The organism is Acinetobacter sp. 40AMC3-4 (assembly GCF_049898185.1).
GTDB lineage: Bacteria > Pseudomonadota > Gammaproteobacteria > Pseudomonadales > Moraxellaceae > Acinetobacter.
The window spans coordinates 1-21633 of the sequence record NZ_JAFCXG010000007.1; the positions used below are offsets into that span (position 1 = coordinate 1).

Below are 21633 nucleotides of genomic sequence, written 5' to 3' on the forward strand. Positions count from 1 at the left end.
CTGCTGTCAGATGAAAAATCACAGGAAGCACCACACTGGATGGTGCCTAAAACCATGCACAATGATGGCAACTATGTCATCTCGCTCGGCAACGTGGTGCGCTGGTTAGGCCAGAAAGCCGAAGAGCTGGAAGTGTCGATCTTCCCGGGCTTTGCCGCGTCTGAAATTCTGTATCATGCCGATGGTACAGTCAAAGGCATCCAAACCGGTGATATGGGTATTGGTAAAGATGGCGAACCAACGCATAACTTTACCCCGGGTTATGAACTGCATGCCAAATACACAATTTTCGCTGAAGGCTGTCGTGGTCACTTAGGTAAACGTCTGATCCAGAAGTTCAACCTGGACAAGGACGCTGATCCGCAACACTACGGTATCGGCATTAAAGAGCTTTGGGAAATCGATCCTGCCAAGCATAAACCGGGTCTGGTGATGCACGGTGCCGGCTGGCCACTAAATGAAACTGGTTCTTCAGGTGGCTGGTGGTTATACCATGCTGAGAATAACCAGGTGACTCTGGGCATGATCGTAGATCTGTCTTACACCAACCCGCATATGTATCCCTTCATGGAAATGCAGCGCTGGAAAACCCATCCATTGATCAAGCAGTATCTGGAAGGTGGTAAGCGTATTTCTTATGGTGCGCGTGCTGTGACCAAAGGTGGTTTTAACTCATTACCAAAATTCACCTTCCCGGGTGGTTCTTTGATTGGTGATGATGCCGGCTTCCTGAACTTTGCCAAGATCAAGGGCTCACATACTGCGATGAAATCCGGCATGCTCTGCGGTGAAGCGGTATTTGAGGCGATTGCGGCCGGTGTAGAAAAAGGCGGTGATCTGGCGGTGGCACGTGTGGCTGAAGGTGAAGATTTCTTCGTGAAAGAACTGACCGCGTATACCGACAAGTTCAACAACAGCTGGCTGAAAGAAGAGCTATATAACTCGCGTAACTTTGGCCCGGCAATGCACAAGTTCGGTCAATGGATCGGTGGCGCATTCAACTTTATCGACCAGAACGTATTTAAAGTGCCTTTTACCTTGCATGATCTGGTTCAGGACCATGCTGCGCTAAAAACCCAGGCAGCTGAAAGCTTCAAGCCGACCTATCCAAAACCGGATGGCAAGCTGACCTTTGACCGTCTGTCTTCAGTGTTTGTCTCGAATACGGTCCATGAAGAGAACCAGCCAGCGCACTTGAAACTGACCGATGCTTCGATTCCGGTGGAAGTCAACCTGCCGACATGGGATGAGCCTGCACAGCGTTACTGCCCGGCGGGGGTCTATGAAATTATGGAAAATAATGACGGTTCGAAACGTTTCCAGATCAATGCAGCCAACTGTGTACACTGCAAGACCTGTGACATCAAGGATCCGTCCCAGAACATCACCTGGGTGACACCGGAAGGTGGTGGTGGTCCGAATTACCCGAATATGTAAGGTAATTCCTGTGAATGAGAAAAATACATCTATTTCTCACATTCATATACCCACTCTTGAAGCAGTTAGTATTAACACTTCACTTTAATTTTTTAGGTAATCCCAGCTCCCTCGGGAGCTGGAATTAATAAGTTAGAATAGAAATAATAGAAAAGATTTTATAGCGTACTGGATATAAAAATGGCTTAACCAAAATGAGCTAAGCCATCTTTAAAATTTAAAACCAATGACGAAAAATTTTAGTCATTCATTAAGATTTTTGATTTGCTACAAACTTGGCGCGTGCTGCATGCAGTTTTTTATAGCTGTCAATTAAACGTAGATGACGGTCCAGCCCTTCAAGCTGCATGTTGGTTTCGGTCAAACCATAGAAACGAACTGTGCCTTCGATTGAACCGAGAACGGCATCCATACGGGCATCACCAAACATACGACGGAAGTTGTGTTCATAATCTTCCAGTTCCATTTCATCATCCAGAATGACTTCCAGAACGACATTCATGCACTGGTAGAACAAGCCACGTTCAACGGTATTGGTATTGAACTGCAGGAACTGCTCAACCAGATCTTTGGCTTCTTCAAATTGCTGCAAAGCCACATAAATTAGAAGTTTCAGTTCCAGAATCGTCAGTTGACCCCATTCAGTATTTTCATCGAACTCGATACCGATCAAGGTTTTGATTTCGGTATAGTCATCCTCATCTGCTTCTTCCAGACGCTCAACCAGTGCTTCCAGTTGTTCATCATCCAGACGGTGCAGATTCAGGATATCTTCACGGTAGAGCAAAGCCTTGTTGGTATTGTCCCAAACCAGATCTTCTACCAGATAAATTTCCGAATAGCCCGGTACCAGAATACGGCAAGCTATTGCACCTAGATGCTGATACACCGCCATATAAACTTCATGGCCCATGTCTTCCAGAATTGTGAATAATTCCTGAGCTTCATCCGCATTCGAGTTTTGACCGTTATTAGTGAAATCCCACTCGATAAAATCATAATCTGATTTCGCGCTGAAGAAACGCCAAGACACCACACCGCTTGAGTCAATAAAATGTTCGACGAAGTTATTCGGTTCAGTTACTGCATTGCTGCTAAAAGTTGGTTTTGGCAGATCATTCAGACCTTCAAAACTACGGCCTTGTAAAAGTTCAGTCAGACTGCGTTCTGATGCTACTTCAAAGTTAGGATGGGCACCGAATGAGGCAAATACACCGCCGGTACGCGGGTTCATCAAGGTAACGCACATGACCGGGAACTGACCGCCTAGTGAAGCATCTTTGACCAGAACCGGGAAGCCCTGTTCTTCCAGACCTTTAATGCCTTCAACAATTTTTGGATATTTTGCCAGAACATGTTCAGGCACATCCGGTAGTGCCAGTTCACCTTCCAGAATTTCGCGTTTTACCCCACGTTCGAAAATTTCAGAAAGACATTGTACTTGCGCTTCAGCCAAGGTATTGCCGGCACTCATCCCGTTACTTAAGTAAAGGTTTTCGATCAGATTCGACGGGAAATAAACGGTTTCACCATCAGACTGACGTACAAATGGCAATGAACAGATGCCACGTGCTTTATTACCAGAGTTGGTGTCGTAAAGATGGATACCCAATAATTCATCTTCAGGATCATAAATTTCACGGGTATGTTCATCTAAAACTTCTGCAGGTAGTTCGCCATTTGGACCTGGCTGGAACCATTTTTCATCTGGATAATGCACAAATTCGGCATTGGCAATATCCTCACCCCAGAACTGGTCGTTATAGAAAAAGTTGCAATTCAGACGCTCAATAAATTCGCCCAAGGCAGATGCCAGCGCACTTTCTTTGGTCGAACCCTTACCATTGGTAAAGCACATTGGTGACTGCGCATCACGGATATGTAGCGACCACACATTCGGCACGATATTACGCCAAGACGCGATTTCAATCTTCATGCCAAGGCCTGCCAGAATGGCAGACATATTGGCAATCGTTTCTTCCAGCGGAAGGTCCTTACCCGGAATGAAAGTCGTATGGTCAGAAGCCAGACTTGGCATTAACAAGGCCTGAGCATCTGCATCGATACTTTCTACTTCTTCAATGACAAATTCAGGACCGGTTTGAATTACTTTTTTGACGGTACAACGGTCGATCGAACGTAAAATTCCCTGGCGGTCTTTTTCAGAAATATCAGCCGGTAGTTCCACCTGAATTTTAAAAATCTGTTTATATCGGTTTTCAGGATCAACGATATTGTTTTGAGATAGGCGGATATTGTCGGTCGGAATATCACGTGCCGCGCAATAGACTTTGACAAAATAAGCCGCACATAAAGCTGAAGATGCCAGAAAATAATCGAATGGGCCGGGTGCCGAACCATCGCCTTTATAGCGGATCGGCTGATCGGCGATTACCGTGAAGTCATCGAACTTGGCTTCCTGACGAAGATTATCGAGATAATTGACCTTAATTTCCATGTGGATACCTAAATATTCTTATGTGCCGTCACGGACAGATAAGATGCTGAATCTGAATATACAAGCCGGTTCACGGAGGAGAACTTGAATGAAAAATAGAAAATGGTCAGGTTATACCATTTGACGAAGTGTCTGGATAACGCTGCCGAGAATGGGCGCTATTATAGAATTATTTTATGAAATTGATAATATTTGTCTGAAATTCTGGCAGATTAAACCAGATCCTCAGTCTTTCCTGAGCTGCCGGAGCATGAATCAACTTCAAGTCATGGCTTATACTATTAATCAAAGTTGCAGATAAGGCAGATTTTCACCCGCCTAGTCTGAATGATTTCATAATTTTAAAAATCATAACTCAGTGCAAATACTGCAAGATTACGCTGCTTGTCATCATAGCGGTCATAACCGCCAAAGATATATTCACCTGACATACTCAACTGCGGTAAAAGCGCATAACTGAGTCCGGCAGAAGCATAACGAAAGGCAAACTGCTTTTCGGTATCGCCCAGTTCACCGCCCTCATATTTGCCTTCATCGTTAAAATAGCTTCCTGCTGCTGTAATGCTGGCATTCAGGCGATCATTCAACTGATGATTCAGGTTAAGCGTATAAAAAGTATCGCCCTGATTGGCATAAGCCACATCATACAGATAGGTCGATACACTGGCGCCAATACTGGTCTGATCATTCAATGCACGACTTATATTTAAACCCAGCTCATTTCCGGTAGTATGCTTGCCGCCCGGATAATAATAGGTTGCGTTCCATAGATCCCAATCATAATTTTCGCTGCTATGGGTATAACCCAGCAGAAAGTTATGCTCGAATTTGTCTGAACGATGTCCCTGACGCCCCTGCACTTCTGCATAAGAGTATCCAAGCGTAGATCCCCAATATCCGACATAAAAATTACCATAAGCCAGATTCAATGCAGCCTGTACAGCAACATCATCATTTTCAGGCGCATTGGTCAAACCGCGGGAGACGTATTTGGAGACCACACTCAAGTTTCCGCTTGCTTCTATTTGTTTTACTTCCGCATCATCGGCATAACAGTAAAAACTTGAAACAGCAGCACAGCCAAACAGCACTGTTTGATTGAATATTTTCATAAAATATAAATGTATTAAGTAAAGCGGAGATAAAACCGAAAGCAGTCGAGGTTTTATCTCCGCTTTGGGACAAAATTGAAATTCGCTTTACTCCTGCTTTGCTAGGCGGCAGGAATAAAACCATAATTTAAGCGCGAGGCGCCTTGTAAAAAGGTGCAGATGAAGGCGCAAGAGCAGGTTTGCCACGAATATGGTCTGCCAGTTTTTCAGCGATCATAATCGTAGTTGCATTGAGGTTACCGGTAATGATCAAAGGCATAATCGAGGCGTCAATCACACGCAACCCCTGCATTTCATGTACGCGTCCATAACCATCGACAACCGCCATGTCATCCTCACCCATTTTACAGCTACATGATGGATGATACGCGGTTTCTGCATGATTACGAACAAATTCATCAATTTCAGCATCTGTTTGTAGATGTTTTCCCGGACTGATTTCTTCACCACGATAGGGATCCAATGCCGGCTGATGCATAATTTCCCGGGTAATGCGGATGGCATCGCGGAATTCACGCCAGTCCTGCTCGGTACTCATATAATTAAACAGAATACTTGGATGCTCAAACGGGTCTTTGGATTTCAGACGAACACGGCCACGTGACGGCGAACGCATAGAGCCCACATGAGCCTGGAAGCCATGTTCATGAATGGCATTGGTGCCATTATAATTAATCGCTACAGGCAGGAAATGATACTGGATATTAGGCCAGTCAAATTCGTCTGAAGAGCGGATAAAACCACCGGCTTCAAACTGGTTACTGGCCCCAATACCTTTACCTAAAAATAACCATTCAGCGCCAATCATCGGCTGGTTATACCACTTGAGTGCCGGATATAAGCTAACCGGTTTTTTGCACTTATATTGCAGGTACATTTCCAGATGGTCCTGCAGGTTTTCACCCACGCCTGGCAAATCCTGAACCACAGGAATATCCAAACTTTTTAACAGTTCAGCCGGACCCACACCGGAGCGTTGCAGGATTTGCGGCGAGGCAATTGCACCTGCACATAGCAATACTTCACGATCTGCAAAGACCTGAATCGGCTGTAAAGTATTTTGTCCTTCAAAATATTCCACACCAATTGCCTGATTACGATTAAACAGAATCCGGTTGGTCATGGCGTGGGTAATAATCGTAAGATTATCCCGGCCTTTGGCCATATCCAGATAACCACGTGCTGTACTGGAACGACGGCCTTGCGGCGTTACGGTACGGTCCATCGGCCCAAAGCCTTCCTGCTGATAGCCATTCAGGTCATCAGTACGTGGATAACCGGCCTGTACACCGGCCTCGACCATGGCATGGAACAGTTCATTATTCCCATTTTTAGGTGTTGCGACCGAAACCGGTCCAGAATCACCATGATAATCATTGCCGCCAATATCGCGCGTTTCAGCTTTTTTATAATACGGCAGACATTCAGCATAGCTCCAGTGTTCTAGCCCCTTCAGGCTGGCCCACTGTTCAAGATCCATAGCATTACCGCGAATGTAACACATGCCGTTAATTAATGAAGAACCGCCCAGCCCCTTGCCGCGCCCGCACTCCATACGACGGTTATTCATATGTGGTTCAGGATCGGTCAGATAGGCCCAGTTATAACGGCGTCCCTGTAATGGATAAGCCAATGCAGCCGGCATTTGTGTTCTGAAGTCTAGACGGTAATCCGGCCCACCCGCTTCCAGCAGCAGGACTTTCACATCCGGATCTTCAGTTAAACGCGCTGCGAGCACATTTCCTGCCGAACCTGCACCGATAATAATATAGTCGTAATTCATCCAATCCTCCCTTATGCGCTAAATACAGACTGGAAAGGACTGAGTTCGACCTGAACTGACTTGGTCTGGGTATATTGCTGTAGCGTGACAATACCGTTTTCGCGACCGACACCCGAATGTTTATAACCACCAACTGGCATTTCTGCAGGAGATTCGCCCCAGGTATTAATCCAGCAAATACCGGCTTCGATTTGATGAATAATATGATGCGCACGTGCTAGATTCGGCGTCACGACACCAGCTGCCAAACCATATTCAGTATCATTGGCACGACGAATCACTTCTTCTTCTGAGTCATAACTCAGAATACTCATGACCGGACCAAAGATTTCGTCACGGACAATCGTCATGTCGTCACGGCAATCGGTAAATACCGTTGGTAGCACATAAGCGCCTTGGGCAAACTGCTCATCTTCAGCACGGCCGCCACCACACAATAAGCGTGCACCTTCGATCTTGCCCTGTTCAATATAATCCAGCACTTTTTCCATATGAGAGAAGCTGGAAACTGGACCAAAATTGGTTTCAGGATCGAGTGGGTCCCCCATCCGGATATAAGGAATACGCTGCAGAATCTTTTCTTCGAATTCGGCTTTCAAAGCTAAAGGTACAAATACGCGGGTACCATTGGTACAGACCTGACCAGAACTGTAGAAGTTAGCCATCATGGCTATATCTGCCGCCAGATCCAGATCGGCATCTTCACAGATAATCAGCGGAGATTTTCCGCCCAGCTCCATAGTGACTTCTTTCAGACTGGAATTCGCAGCTTGGGCCATGACTTTTTTGCCGGTCGCGACACCACCGGTAAATGAAACTTTGGCAATATCAGGATGCGAAGTCAGATAACCACCAATTTCACCACTGCCGGTAACCACATTAAAGACACCATGCGGCACACCTGCTTCAGTATAAATTTCTGCCAGTTTTAATGCAGTTAAAGGCGTCACTTCACTAGCTTTAAAGATCATGGCATTGCCTGCTGCCAGTGCAGGTGCAGATTTCCATAAGGCAATTTGAACCGGATAATTCCATGCACCAATCCCGGCAACCACACCCAAAGGTTCACGGCGAGTATAAACAAACGAACTGCTTCTGAGCGGGATTTGCTGGCCTTCTAATGCTGGCAAAATACCTGCATAGTATTCGAGTACATCTGCACCTGTCGCAATATCGACGGTGGATGTTTCACTGAAAGCTTTACCACTGTCGAGACTTTCTAAACGCGCCAGCTCGTCATTACGTTCACGGAGGATGGCAACAGCCTTGTTCAAAATACGGGAACGTTGAATCGCCGTCATTTCTGCCCAGACTTTTTGTCCTTGTTGTGCCGATTCAACAGCGCGATCGATATCATCTTGTGTACATACCTGCACGTCTGCCAGAACTTCGCCAGTTGCAGGATTAATCGTTTGAAACGTGCTATTGGACGTTGCATCGACATATTGTCCATGAATATAAGGACGTTGCAGTTTGAATGTTGTCAATGGAATTTCCTCGCAGGTGGGTTATTTGAGTTGTTGCCGGATATATTCACTACACAGTTCAATCGGCAGTTCTGGGTCAATTTTGCCATTTACCAAAGCACCTCTTAACCAGAATCCATCAATCAATGCTGCCAAACCTTGAGCGGCTTTCTCTGCCTGGTCTTTATTCAACTTTTTCATGAATTCATATTTAAGGTTGGAATGTAAGCGGTAATGATTGATCTGCTGTAACCGATGTAACTCAGGTTGATGCAAACTGCTAGCCCAGAACGCCAACCAGACTTTCATGGCCGCCTTGTCGGTTTGTGGAGCAGCAAAATTACCACGTACGATCGCCAGTAAGCGCTGCTCCGGTAAGTCATCAACCTGTATCTTTATCTGTGCAACAGATTTACCCAATTGCTGCAATAAGTAACGCATTGTGGCTTCAATCAAGCCATTTTTACCTCGAAAGTAATGACTTATGATGCCGGTTGAGACACCTGCTCTTTGGGCAATCTGACTAATTGAAGCTTCTGCAAAACCTAGCTCATTCACTGCAGCTAAGGTGGCATCGATCAGTTGCTGACGACGGATCGGTTGCATACCAACTTTGGGCATAGGACTAACCTGAATAACGGATGTAACAATAAAAAATCACTCTGCTAAAGCAAATAGCTGAATGATGTAACAATTCATAAACGCTTTTTTAATTGAACGTTCAATTAATAAAAATTATAGTGCCAGCTCACCCTTGATGTACAGCGCAGTTTGTTTTGGATTTGCAAAAGTTTGTAATTCACGAAAACAAGGAAGCTTTACTGCAGGCTTTTGCTTTTAAATCACACTGCACTGTAGATCATCCGGCAACAAAACGATGGTTAGAGATTTATGCAAAAGAAAAATGAAGAGAAGCAAGATAGTCTGAATAAAGTGGTTTTTTATTTTTCGGCGACGCTTATTCTGCTGTTTTCTATCATTACCATTTTATTTAATGAACAAGCCAATCAAGTCATTATCAATATCTTAAACTGGGTCAGTCGTACCTTTAGCTGGTATTATCTGCTGGCGGCAACGCTGTATCTGGTTTTTATCGTCTTTATCGCCTGCTCACGTTATGGCGAAATCAAACTTGGACCGAAACATTCTAAACCTGAATTCAGCCTGCTGAGTTGGTCGGCGATGCTATTTTCTGCCGGAATCGGGATTGACCTGATGTTTTTCTCGGTGGCGGAACCGCTTTCCCATTATATGAATCCGCCTGTAGGCGAAGGTGAAACCTTTGAAGCTGCACGCCAATCCATGGTGTGGACCCTATTTCACTACGGTTTAACCGGCTGGAGTATGTATGCGCTGATTGGGGTCGCCCTAGGTTATTTCAGTTACCGCTACAATTTACCGCTAACGATCCGATCGGCACTTTATCCGATCTTTGGTAAAAAAATTAATGGTCCAATTGGCCATACGGTTGATACCGCTGCGGTACTCGGCACGATTTTCGGGATTGCCACCACCTGCGGGATTGGCGTTGTGCAATTAAATTACGGCCTACATGTGCTATTTGATTTACCAGAAAATATCTGGATTCAAACTGCACTCATCGCTGTTGCCGTGATTATTACTATTATTTCAGTCACTGCCGGTGTCAATAAAGGCATCCGAATCCTGTCTGAAATTAACATCTATGTATCAATTGGGCTGCTGCTATTTATTCTGTTTGTAGGCAATACCGAATTTTTATTAGCAGCCTTGATTCAGAATTTTGGTGACTATATCAGTCAGTTCCCAAAACTCTCTTTAACCAGTTTTCCTTTTGAACAACCGAAAGAATGGATGAATAGCTGGACCCTGTTCTTCTGGGCATGGTGGATCGCCTGGTCACCTTTTGTTGGTCTGTTCCTGGCCCGTATTTCCCGTGGTCGTACCATTCGCGAATTTGTCACCGGGACTTTGGTTATTCCTCTGTTATTTACCCTGACCTGGTTGTCTATTTTCGGTAACAGTGCTTTATACAGCGTGATTTTCGATGGTAATACTCAACTTGCTACGACAGTTTTAGAAAATCCGGCACATGGTTTTTATGATCTGCTGGCGCAGTATCCAGGCTTTACCTTTACTGCAGGTGTCGCCACTATTACCGGCTTGCTGTTCTATGTGACCTCAGCGGATTCAGGGGCATTGGTATTGGGAAATTTCACGACCAAATTCACTAATATTGAGCATGATTCACCGCGCTGGCTCAGTGTGTTCTGGGCCATTGCCATCGGTTTGCTGACTTTGGCAATGCTCATGGCGAATGGCGTGACAGCATTACAGAACACCACAATTATTATGGGTCTGCCTTTTAGTTTCGTCATTTTCTTTGTGATGGCGGGACTCTATAAGTCCTTGCGTCTGGAGGATTTTCGTCAGGCAAGCACCAGCCTGAATGCGGCACCTGTGGTCGGTAATGTGGATATTTTGAACTGGAAGAAGCGTCTGAGCCGGGTCATGCTGCATCCAAGCCTGTCCCAGACGCGGACCATGCTGGACAATGTTTGCAAACCAGCCATTGAGGCCGTTGCAACCGAGTTAATTGACAAAGGTATTCAAGTCAATATTCAGGAAAAATCGCTGGAGGAAGAACCTGAACTGTATCATCTGGATCTGACCATTCAGCTCGATGAAGAAGAAAACTTTGTCTACGAAATATGGCCGGTACGCTATGACACGCCAAATTTCAGTTCACGTGGTAAACGAACCAAACGTTATTACTATCGTCTGGAAAGTTATCTGTTTGAAGGCTCTCAGGGAAACGATCTGGTCGGTTACAGTAAGGAACAGGTGATCAATGACATCCTGGATAAATATGAACGCCATATGATGTATCTACATATTAACCGTATTAGCCCAGGTAAACGTCCGCTGTTCCCGGATCGTGAAATCTAGGATCTCTCAACTACGTAAGGACTCAATGATGTCAGAAAGTTTGAATGCATTTGCCCTGTTTTTCTCCCTGCTCAATCCTTTTCTGATGAGTATTTATATGCTCGGAATTATCCGTAATTCCGACGCAAAAATATTCAACATGGCATTGATTCAGGGCAGTCTGATCAGCTTTATTGTGTTCATCATTTTTGCAAAAACCGGTGAAGCCTTCTTTAATGAATTCTTGCATGTACGGTTTGAGTCCTTCCAGATTTTTGGCGGTATTATCTTTTTGGTGATTGGCTATCGTTATGTCTTTGAAGGTGCTGATACGATTGGCGTGATGCGTGGAGCGCCCAGTCATCTGGCGGGCACGATTGCCATGCCGTTTATGATTGGTCCGGGCACCATTTCGGCATCTGTGATCACCGGTATACAGCTCAGTTTAATGCAAACCATTCTGGTGATTTTCTTTACCCTGTTTCTGACTTGTAGTCTGCTGATCCTGATGAAATACCTGCATGATCATTTACAGCACAAGTATTCAAACTATATTGACCTGTATGTCGATATTGTAGGTCGTGTTGCAGCGCTTTTAATCGGTACCATTGCCATCGATATGATCGTGACAGGTATTACAGGAATATTAGAAACCTGATAAATCCTTTCTATCGATAAATATAAAGAGCGGGAAATATCCCGCTCTTTTTTTAATTTTTAAATAATTAAAATTTAAATGACACACCGGCATAAGTAGAGAAACCTTCACCAGGCGAAGAACGAGCTTCATCTTTCCCACCGTCGTTAAGGCCTGGAATCACGACCGCAGCATATTTCTCATCCGTGATATTTTTAAAGTTGATCCAGGTTTTCCATGATTGATGTTCTGGTGCATAACCCACATCAATGCCCCAGATCTGATAGTCGTCACTGAATTGGCTATTAGCATAATCATGCGCCATTTTAGATGCATATTCAGTATTCAGACCAATATAGAGGCCATTATTTAAAGCATAACTCAGTTGAGCCTGATACAGATGTTTTGGAATCCCCGGTAACTGGTTCTTGCCAAACAATGGATCATTTTTGTACTGGAAATCGCTAAGGGTATAAGCCTGTTGCAGACGCAGTTCGCCATATTGGGATTCATGCAATGGCGTATCTAGACTTAGCTCCACCCCTTGATGAATCGTTGGCGTGGCATTCGATTCAACAGCAATTGGCTCTGAAGGTCGATTCGATCCATCTTCATAGGTTTTAATCATTTCAGAGGTTAACAGTTCATTTTTCACTTTGGAATAATAATAACTCAGTGCCCAATCTCCAAAGCCTGATTGTCCACGTCCACCCAGTTCAAAGCTATTGGCGGTTTGCGTGTCCAAATAGATTGGCGCGCGCACCCGGCCAGAAGCGACACCACTGTCAAAATAATACGGTGAAGACCAAGCCATCGCCCAAGGATGTGCTGGCTCAATGCTGCGGCTTAAATTGGCAAACCATTGCACAGACTCATTCGGCTGATAGGTCAAACCAAGTCGTGGTGCAAAATTCCATTCATAACGGCTGACTTCAGGACTCGCCACAGGATAAGTTACTTCACTTTCCCGATGGGTATACACCGCTGCCAGTCCCAAATCTAATTTGAACTGATCATTTAATGTGGTTTCCTGATCAAATTGCAGGACGTTGTCTGAACCACGATAGGTATAGCGGCGGGTAACTGTGTCTACCGGATACGTTTGATTACCAATTTCTGTATTAAATCTTAAAGTTTCAGTAACCCCACTGTCCGGACGATGAGTCGTGCTGCGCAAGGCAATACGCCCCTGATGCTCCAGACCTAGAAACTGGTAAGGTTTTTCATACTGGAAGCGCGCTGTAATATCTTCATAATCGACATTGGTACGATAACTGCTTTCACGTAAATCCAGCGGATAATGATGATAAGCTAGACTGCCAGTCAGTTTTGCATCATCCTGTAAATTCCAGGTCGTGGTATTGGCCAGCCAAGTACTGCCCGGCTGAATCCGTTTGGCATCTACCGCTAAATTAAAGCTATTCGCTGCTTCAGGATCATTTTTGAGCTGTTCTTGTGTAATCCGTCCTGGAGTTAAATGCTTGCTCTCACGGTAACGAGCATAAAAACGGGTTTCGATATCCGGACTGATCTGATAGCCCAAATTAAAAGCCAGACCCTTACCATCGCCTTCAGCATGATCCTGAATTCCATCAAACTGGGTACTCGTCAGCGCCAGATAATAATCCATCTGATCCAGCTTTCGGCCGGTACTAAACTGATATTTTTGATAACCATGGCTGCCCATTTCATATTTGAGTTCAGAGCCATCCTGATCTGCGCCGGTCTTGGTTCTATAGTTGATTGTTCCACCTAGGGCCAGTCCGCCTTGCTTAAAGCCATTGGCTCCGCGATAAACCCCGACATGATCAATCCACCAGGGTTCTAGCAGTTCATACGCTGTGCCGCCCGGTCCGGTAAATGGAATATCGTCAATCAGGACGTGCGTACCGGATGCGTGTGCACCTGAAGTCCGGTTGATTCCTGAACCACGGATTGAGACTTTTGCACCTTCATTTCCTGCAGACTGGGCATAAATTCCTGGCTGTAAACGGAACACATCGGCTGTGGTCGCAAGTCGCTGCTGTTCTAACTGCTGCTCGCCAATAAAATTCGTTCCTCCTGAAACCTGAGCCAGCTCTTTCTGATATTGCTGCTGCGGATTGGCATTTTGCTCAGCGCTGATCACAATGGTATTCAGCTGTTGAACGTTGCCCGGTTCTACGGCAGTTTCAGCATAAAGATGACCTGAGACAATCGACAGAATCATGAGGCTCAGCGGGCTTTTCTTGAGAGGAATTTTTGTCATGTGCATGGCGATTTTATACAGTCCTGTATAAGTGATTCCGTTTTATGAGAGGAAATCAGTTTAAAAATTATGCTGTAGCATAGATCAACATTGTTATTTTCAGGAGTTATTTTCTGCCAAAAAATTGACTGATTAGCAAATGTTTTTTCATTTTCTTTAATCTTTTTATTAAAAAACAACTTGCAAGATCAGAACCACATCGTCATAAGTTCCAAGAACTTAATTTTTAAATAATTGATATTTAATAATATGATATTTAATTCTGCACATATGTATTTCCACTTGGCAAAATGTAATACTTGTCAAAAATTATGATCGAATAAACCAGTTCTTTAATTTCTAAAGTTGACAGAAGTTGTATATTTTCTGACTCGAAGTAGACAAAATTAACCTCATCATCTTATAGAAAAATTGAAATTACTAAGACAGAAACTGTTAATCTTTAAAAACCCTGACGATGCAGGATTTTCAAAGATAACGGACTAAATATATTTAACTATCCACAAATTAGCTGTAATAGACCTGTCTTTTCTTGGAAAACCGATCCAGCTGTTTCAAGAAGCCTTCAAAATAATCTTTCTGCTTTTCTTCTGTGCGATAGCCGGCGTATAAAGTTCGACGTAAGCCTTCAGGTGCCACACAGTCGAGGCGGCGTGAAGTGACCCAGCCTTTCTGCTCATATTCATTTACCACCCAATCAGGTAATGCACCAATCCCGCGACCACTTGCCACCAGCTGAATCAGCATTTGGGTCAAATCTGTGGTGCGAATGTCTTTTGGTAGAATATTAGCGGGAATAAACAGACGCGACATAATGTCCAAACGGTGTTTATCCACCGGATAAGTTACCAGCGTTTCTTCAGCAAGCTCCTGAACAGTAATCTCTTTCGCACGTACCAGTGGATGGGTATTGGATAAAACCAAGCGTGATTCGTATTCGAAAATCGGGAAATATTCAATGCCTTTAAGCGCAATTGGATCAGCCGTAATCAGTAGATCAAACTCTCCGGTTTGTAATAATTCATGCGGATTCGATTCAAAACCTGAAGCAAAGTCCAGGTCTACATCCGGATATTGCATCCGGTATTGATTGAGTAGTGGCATCAACCAGTCAAAACAGCTATGACATTCAGAGGAGAAAACTATTCGTCCGGTCTGGCCATGCACAATACGGCTGATATCGCTCTGTGCAATTTGAACTTGCGGTAATATTTCATCTGCCAGTTTTAACAACCGCTCCCCAACATTTGAAAAACTTACGGGACGACTACGCCGATTCACTACTTCAACCCCGAACCATTGGTCGAGTTCACGTAGCTGATGTGACAAGGCTGATGGGGTTAAACATAAATCACTTGCTGCTGCAACCAGAGAACCATGCTCCCGCAGAGCAGTTAAAGTTCTTAAATGGCGGAGTTCTATCATGGAAAATACCGGAAATTTCAAAAGACGGATGACACTTAATTTGTCTTAAGCATAACCCATTTCTCTTATTTTATTTAGTTTTTCTCATTTTTAAATCATAATAATGAGATATATTCACCTATTGGGTTTGTAGGTTTGAATTGCTATTCCCTTAATTTTTATTAATTTAATTTAATTTTATTGATTAAATTAATTTTATTAAATTTGTCTATAAAATAGCGCTTAAATTTACAGCAGCAACAAGATAGAAAACTAACTTCGGTATAAAAGTCACAGAATAATTTTGCTCAATTCATACAATAAAAAGTAGAAAATATTTTAGAGGATGAAAGACTATGTCCAATCCAACCGACCGAAATGATGATGAACTCACTGAAGAGCAACTTGATCCGCAAGAAAAACAGGATCGCGAGATCCAGCGAGGTCAATTAGGTCTTCATGATCCACAGCGACAACGTGATCAACTGCGTCAGGAAAGACAGGACGAAGAACAGAATCAATAAATTTTTCAAGGATTCAAAAATACAAAAACTCCCCGTTCTTAAAAATGGATGGGGAGTTTTTTTTCAGTATTAAAAAGTTAGGGACTAGTTTTCGCATCACAACATCTTATACATCTGATCTAACCTGAACAGCTCACCTTCTTGGATGAGTGCTGTTTTACTATTTCGCTTCTGTAGAGGCTTTTGCTTGTAGGGGCTGCGCCTGTGTTTCTGCCGTTTTTTTCTTGGCCTGAATTTGTGCCGCTATTTCCTGATTTTTCTCAGCAAAACGCAAGCCACCATCTCCGGCGAGACTTGTTTGGCTCATCACCATGCTGCTGCCCAAGATTAAAATCAGCTTAAAAAATTGATTTTTCATGTCTCATCTGCCTTTTTATTCTAATGGTATTAAAAATAAGCAATTATTATTCCAATGTTTTTATGCTTATTTAGTTTTTTGACTGCACTTTCTATTTTATAGGGATAATCTTCGAAAATACAAAGTCAATCATCGTAAAAATATAAAAATCTGCAATAAGAATAAATAGATATTTTGACTACATCTCAGCTTAAATCACTATTGATTTTTTATTTAAATCAAAAAAATCGTTCAACAGCTTATTTGGATTATTTTCATTGGCTAAAATATAGTGCAAATACCCAGAGCAATAACAAAAACAGAATCGCTGTGCAGGATTTCCAGAAAGTGACTGGATGCTTTTCAAGCATAGGACGTGAAACTGATTTTTTAAATTTGAGATCTGGGTGTTTCAGATCATATATAAAGGCTGAAAGTGCTTCATAGCGCTGCTCCGGGCGAATGGAAAGCGCTTTTTTAAAGATGGCGTCCAAGCCATGCGGCAGATCCGGTCGATACTCATAGAGTGGATGATATCGAACCTGTTTTAAGTCCTTTTCGGTCTTACAGCGCGCAAGGTCTGTCCCATAAGGTAATTGTCGGGTCAATAAATAATAACTCATCACCGCCAGCGAGAACTGATCTGATTTTACTGATGGGGAGCATCCAATAAAATATTCAGGTGCCATAAAGGCCAAGGTTCCCAAAGGAACATCTGCATGTTTGGGATTCAGTTCAACCAGACCTCTGACCGCAGTCGATCCATAATCAATCAGTTTCACTTTCAAGGTATCGGCTGGTTCGAGCAGCATGACATTTTCTGGTCGTACATCCTGGTGCAGCATTTCAAGACGGTGCATGGCATTCAATGCTTTGGCCACCTGCTCAATGATCGGAAGCAACTGCTGTAAAGTTAAAGCAGTTTTATGACGGTGCAGCCATCGGTTTAGGCTTTCCCCTTGTAAATATTCATAACTTTGAAATAAAAACTTCTTGCTGCCCTTATGTGGATAGCATTGCAGCAGATTTTCATGTTTTAAGCGTTTCGATACCCAGTCTTCCAGCTGAAATTGTTCTACGGCTTTGAGATCATCCTGCACATCGACAGACAAGGTTTTAATGACCAACTGATTTTGTGTCGCTTCATCATGCGCCAAATAGAGGCTGCTGCGATGATTTTGGTGCAGGATTTTATCAATCCGATAACCTTCAAACAGATCACCATGACTCAGCTGTTGCGGAAATAAAACATGGCTCTTGATATGAAAGGATTCCTCCTCAGGCAACTGTTCCACTTTAATGATTTGAATGGTGAGATTGTCATCACTACCCCGCTTTAAAGCCAGCTCGACTATAGACTTGGCAATAATATCCAGATGTTGTTGCTGCTCGACCATATTCGAGATGAGTTGAATATCTATGAATTCATAGACACCATCTGTCATCAAGATAAAGAAATCATCTTCACATAATTCAAGCTGCTGATAATCGACATCGATACGATGGTCGGCACCCAGTGCACGACTTAAATAATGTTCTGTTGATGACAGGCAAACACGGTGATCAGCCGTCAACTGTTCAATGGCTTGTGCCTGAATGCGATAAATCCGGCTATCGCCAGCATGAAAGATATGTGCCCTGTTTTTTTTCAAAATCAGTGCACTAAAGGTGCAGACATAACCCTGGTCTTTATCAAAACGCCCGCGGCTTTGCTGGGTTTGTGCATAGAGCCAGGAATTAGTCGCACGAATAACCCGTGCCGCTGAAGTTTGAGTACTCCATGCATCCGAAGTCGAATAATAATCCGATAAAAAACTGCTGACTGCAGTTTCTGCTGCAATATGGCTGACATTGCTGCTACTGATCCCGTCTGCAATTGCACAGGCAATGCCCTTACTGCTAAGCGCGTGGCCTTCAGGAATATAGACCCCATGGAAATCCTGATTCTGTGCTTTGATTCCAGCGGAAGAATATTGCCCGATGCTGATCTTTAATTTTTTATTCATTTTAAATACTCAAAAAGGGATCGAATTGATCCCTTTAATCTCAAGGCATAAATCATCATGCTCAGATTAGAATTCTTTTTTATCGCCAGTACGTACATGCGTGGTATAGAGCGCCAGACCTGTCAGTGCCAGACCACCCACTAAATTACCCAGTGCCACCGGTAATTCATTCCACAAGAAATAGTCTGTAATCGAGAAATCACCGCCCATCATCATGGCAAATGGGAAGAGGAACATATTTACTACTGAATGCTCAAAGCCCATGGCGAAAAACAGCATGATTGGCATCCACATCGCGATGAATTTGCCACTGACCGTGGTTGACATCATGGCACCAATTACACCGAGTGATACCATCCAGTTACACAGCATGCCGCGGATAAAAATCGTCATCCAGCCAGCAAAACCATATTCGGCATAGCCCAAAGTCCGGTCTTCCCCAATATGGGCGATTTTCACCCCGACCGCATTCGGTTCAGCGGCGAAACCCATGGTATAGACTGCGGCCATCAACACTGCCACGGTTAAACATCCGGCAAAGTTACCTAAAAAAACCAGTCCCCAGTTTTTTAAAATACGTGACCACGTTACCCCAGGACGTTTGTCTAACCAGGCTAATGGAGTCAATACAAATACCCCGGTCAGCAGGTCATAGCCTAATAGATATAACATGCAGAAACCGACTGGAAATAGCAGCGCACCGATCAGTGGCACCCCTGTTTGTACCGCAATCGTCACGGCAAATACTGCTGCCAGTGCCAGAATTGCACCTGCCATAAACGCACGAATTAAAACATCACGCGTTGCCATATGAAGTTTTGCCTCACCGGCATCGACCACTTTTTTTGCAAACTCTGCAGGAGCAAGATAAGCCATATTTTTATCCCCTTTATATAAATTACTTGCCTGTTTGCAAATAAAAAACGCCTAAGGTCTATTTCAACCCTAGGCGTCTTTGCCTTGCATTATTCAAACAGATCAATTGTGTTATGGCGCCGTTGCCATATTTAATATAGATTAAAGCAAATAGCATGCCATATATTTTAAATGTCTAATGAAAATCATATAAATTATTTTAAAATTTAATCCTAATAATTATATTGGCACAATCTCTGCATTATCTATAACGGTCATTTTTTAAATATAGCTATTGGAGAAGATTATGATTAGCCATCGTCAACAAGTGACAGACATGATTATTTCAGCGAAAGTTTTAAAGTCTATTACATGGGCAGATGTCGCTGAAACAATAGGCCTTTCTAAAGAATGGGTGACAGCCGCATGTTTGGGTCAGATGGCTTTTAATAAGGAACAGGCGGAAAAAATTGGTGAAATATTTGGATTGACTGATGAAGCCATTGCCTGGCTGCAAATCGTACCCTATAAAGGTTCTCTGCCAACCAGTGTGCCGACAGATCCGCTGATTTATCGCTGGTATGAGGTTGTCAGCGTTTATGGTATGACCATTAAAGAACTGATCCATGAAGAATTTGGTGATGGAATTATGAGTGCAATTGATTTCAATATGGATATTCAACGTGAGAATAATCCAAACGGAGATCGGGTGAATGTCGTATTATCCGGAAAGTTTTTACCTTATAAAACTTATTAATCCCCCACTATAAGCATAAAAGCCATTATTAAAATGGCTTTTATTTTATCTGCACTTATTAAATTTATTTAGAATGATTATTAAAAGACATATAATTTTTTTCATCTCAAATTAAACATATAAACTATAAATGCTTTTTATTTTTATTAGATGAATTCAACCGTCCTGTTCTTTTTAAATAATACTTTTCTATTCTGAATATTGGGTTCATTATTTTATTATTGAGTTAGCAAAAACAACAAAAAGGATAGCAATATCCTTTTTGTTGATTCATTTTAAATCAGGAATGTAGTGTTATTGCTGTGCTTCTGCCAGATGACGTTCAGTCACGGCCTGTTCATATAAACGCTGTTCTTTTTCTTTATGCTCGACAGAGAAGCGGATCATCAACACACAACTTGCAGCAATCACCACCAAGCCACCCAGTACCATCAGGGTGGTTTGAATATCCAGCATGCCTTTTAACAGGAAACCTGCAGCTACCGCGCCGACATTGCCACCTGCTCCAATAATACCGGCCACACCACCCAAGGCATCACGGTCGATAAAAGGCACCAGTGCATAGGTTGCACCACATGCCATATGAGTAAACAAGGCAAATATAGTCATCGCCATAATAGCCAAGGTCGCGCTATTCATTTGCGAAAACAGAATAAGAAACAGACCTTCCAGCATGATCAAGGCAAACAGAACTTTGGTTCGACCATCCAGACCTTTTTGAATCGCGACTTTATCCGAAACAATGCCACCCAAGGCACGGGCAAACAATGCCAGTAAACCAAAAATTCCGGCAGCCATGCCTGCCTCTTTTAAGCCAAACTGGAAGTTGTCGACAAAGTACAAAGCAATAATGTTATGGATAAAAATTTCAATACCAAAACAGGCTGCATAAGCGCCAAACAGAATCCACACACGGTAGTTACGTGCGGCATGCATTAAGATGGCAAGGCCGCCTTTTTTATCGCTACCGACAGAAATACCTTGAGCACGGAGTTCTTTAAAATTACCTTGTGGACAGTCTTGTGTGAATTTCCAGTACAGTATCCCGACAATGATCATCAGAATACCTGGAACCAGAAGCGCAATTCTCCAACCCATTGCCTGTTCTACACCGAACATCACCAAAGCAGCCAGCATTAACGGCATCAGGGCTTGAGTCGCACCGCCACCGGCATTCCCCCAACCTGCTGTAGTTGCATTTGCCGTTCCCACCACATTTGGCGCAAACATGATACTGGTATGATATTGAGTAATCACGAAGCTGGCACCGATGGCGCCAATCAATAAACGGAAAAACAAGAAAGATTCATAACTGTTGGCCGACGCCACACCAAACACCGGAATACTGCCAATAATCAGTAAGGCGGTATAGGTTTTACGCGGACCGTATTTATCACACAACGGCCCCACGATCAGACGCACCAGAATTGTAATAGCGACTGCGGCAATATTGATATTGGCGATCTGCTCTTTGGTCAGGCTGAATTCACCGGCAATGACAGGCATTAAGGGTGCACAGGCAAACCACGCAAAGAAACAGACAAAAAAAGCGAGCCAACTCATATGGAAGGCCCGCATCGCTGAACTACTGAAGTTAAATAGACTTATTTTTGTTGCTTTATTGAGACTTGTATTTGAAGACATAGCCATTTCCTTACCAGAACTGAACGTATTTAAGTCACTGTGATGCACAAGGCATATC

At 43.4% G+C, this 21633-nt stretch carries 16 protein-coding genes; 5 read left to right on the forward strand and 11 right to left on the reverse strand.

The genetic code is table 11. From position 1 onward, the window contains the following. Window positions 1–1437: electron transfer flavoprotein-ubiquinone oxidoreductase (locus tag ACP7BU_RS09710; RefSeq protein ID WP_425980816.1), on the forward strand; the 1437-nt coding region annotated here is incomplete at its 5' end. Window positions 1438–1687: 250 nt separating this feature from the next. On the opposite strand, the gene ACP7BU_RS09715 is transcribed toward ACP7BU_RS09710, so the two are convergent. From ACP7BU_RS09715 to betI, 5 genes are all read right to left on the reverse strand, one after another. Beyond that, complete coding sequence (locus ACP7BU_RS09715) at window positions 1688–3895, reverse strand: OsmC domain/YcaO domain-containing protein (RefSeq protein ID WP_425878433.1); 2208 nt, start codon at window positions 3893–3895, stop codon at window positions 1688–1690. A 341-nt stretch (window positions 3896–4236) separates the two neighbouring features. Continuing rightward, complete coding sequence (locus tag ACP7BU_RS09720; RefSeq protein WP_425878435.1) at window positions 4237–5007, reverse strand: hypothetical protein; 771 nt, start codon at window positions 5005–5007, stop codon at window positions 4237–4239. 127 nt (window positions 5008–5134) lie between these two features. Further along, complete coding sequence (betA, locus tag ACP7BU_RS09725) at window positions 5135–6790, reverse strand: choline dehydrogenase (protein ID WP_336755013.1); 1656 nt, start codon at window positions 6788–6790, stop codon at window positions 5135–5137. Between the two features lie 11 nt (window positions 6791–6801). Next, window positions 6802–8277, reverse strand: coding sequence for a betaine-aldehyde dehydrogenase (betB, locus tag ACP7BU_RS09730; RefSeq protein ID WP_425878437.1), 1476 nt, complete (start codon window positions 8275–8277; stop codon window positions 6802–6804). Window positions 8278–8298: 21 nt separating this feature from the next. Continuing rightward, window positions 8299–8877, reverse strand: coding sequence for a transcriptional regulator BetI (gene betI, locus ACP7BU_RS09735; RefSeq protein ID WP_425878439.1), 579 nt, complete (start codon window positions 8875–8877; stop codon window positions 8299–8301). Between the two features lie 270 nt (window positions 8878–9147). Between betI and ACP7BU_RS09740 the strand changes: the two genes are divergently transcribed. Together ACP7BU_RS09740 and ACP7BU_RS09745 are read left to right on the forward strand one after the other, a co-directional pair. Beyond that, window positions 9148–11184 carry a choline transporter gene (locus ACP7BU_RS09740; protein ID WP_311204735.1) on the forward strand — a complete coding sequence of 679 codons (2037 nt, stop codon included), beginning with the start codon at window positions 9148–9150 and terminating at the stop codon, window positions 11182–11184. Window positions 11185–11209: 25 nt separating this feature from the next. Next, complete coding sequence (locus ACP7BU_RS09745; protein WP_425878441.1) at window positions 11210–11821, forward strand: MarC family protein; 612 nt, start codon at window positions 11210–11212, stop codon at window positions 11819–11821. Between the two features lie 67 nt (window positions 11822–11888). On the opposite strand, the gene ACP7BU_RS09750 is transcribed toward ACP7BU_RS09745, so the two are convergent. Together ACP7BU_RS09750 and ACP7BU_RS09755 are read right to left on the reverse strand one after the other, a co-directional pair. Beyond that, the gene (locus tag ACP7BU_RS09750) at window positions 11889–14054 is read right to left on the reverse strand and encodes a TonB-dependent receptor family protein (protein WP_425878443.1); all 2166 of its coding nucleotides are present in this window, start codon (window positions 14052–14054) and stop codon (window positions 11889–11891) included. A gap of 501 nt (window positions 14055–14555) precedes the next feature. Beyond that, window positions 14556–15473, reverse strand: a complete 918-nt coding sequence (locus ACP7BU_RS09755) for a LysR family transcriptional regulator (protein WP_253114407.1) — start codon at window positions 15471–15473, stop codon at window positions 14556–14558. A 335-nt stretch (window positions 15474–15808) separates the two neighbouring features. Here ACP7BU_RS09755 and ACP7BU_RS09760 point away from each other — a divergent pair, with 335 nt between their 5' ends. Beyond that, window positions 15809–15976, forward strand: a complete 168-nt coding sequence (locus ACP7BU_RS09760; protein WP_005100295.1) for a hypothetical protein — start codon at window positions 15809–15811, stop codon at window positions 15974–15976. A gap of 160 nt (window positions 15977–16136) precedes the next feature. Here the strand turns inward: ACP7BU_RS09760 and ACP7BU_RS09765 are convergent, their stop codons facing one another. The 3 genes from ACP7BU_RS09765 to ACP7BU_RS09775 form a co-directional block, all read right to left on the reverse strand. Beyond that, a complete protein-coding gene (locus tag ACP7BU_RS09765) occupies window positions 16137–16334 on the reverse strand; it encodes a hypothetical protein (RefSeq protein ID WP_005100292.1) in 198 nt (65 codons plus the stop codon). 254 nt (window positions 16335–16588) lie between these two features. Then, window positions 16589–18319 carry a protein kinase domain-containing protein gene (locus ACP7BU_RS09770; RefSeq protein ID WP_425878446.1) on the reverse strand — a complete coding sequence of 577 codons (1731 nt, stop codon included), beginning with the start codon at window positions 18317–18319 and terminating at the stop codon, window positions 16589–16591. 66 nt (window positions 18320–18385) lie between these two features. Next, the gene (locus ACP7BU_RS09775) at window positions 18386–19195 is read right to left on the reverse strand and encodes a formate/nitrite transporter family protein (RefSeq protein ID WP_004646987.1); all 810 of its coding nucleotides are present in this window, start codon (window positions 19193–19195) and stop codon (window positions 18386–18388) included. 286 nt (window positions 19196–19481) lie between these two features. On the opposite strand from ACP7BU_RS09775, the gene cynS reads away from it, so the two are divergent. Further along, entirely contained in the window at window positions 19482–19931 is a 450-nt protein-coding gene (gene cynS / locus ACP7BU_RS09780) for a cyanase (RefSeq protein WP_004646988.1), read from the forward strand. A 294-nt stretch (window positions 19932–20225) separates the two neighbouring features. Here cynS and ACP7BU_RS09785 read toward each other — a convergent pair whose 3' ends face one another. Beyond that, the gene (locus tag ACP7BU_RS09785) at window positions 20226–21575 is read right to left on the reverse strand and encodes an MFS transporter (protein ID WP_004646990.1); all 1350 of its coding nucleotides are present in this window, start codon (window positions 21573–21575) and stop codon (window positions 20226–20228) included. Window positions 21576–21633: the final 58 nt, after the last annotated feature.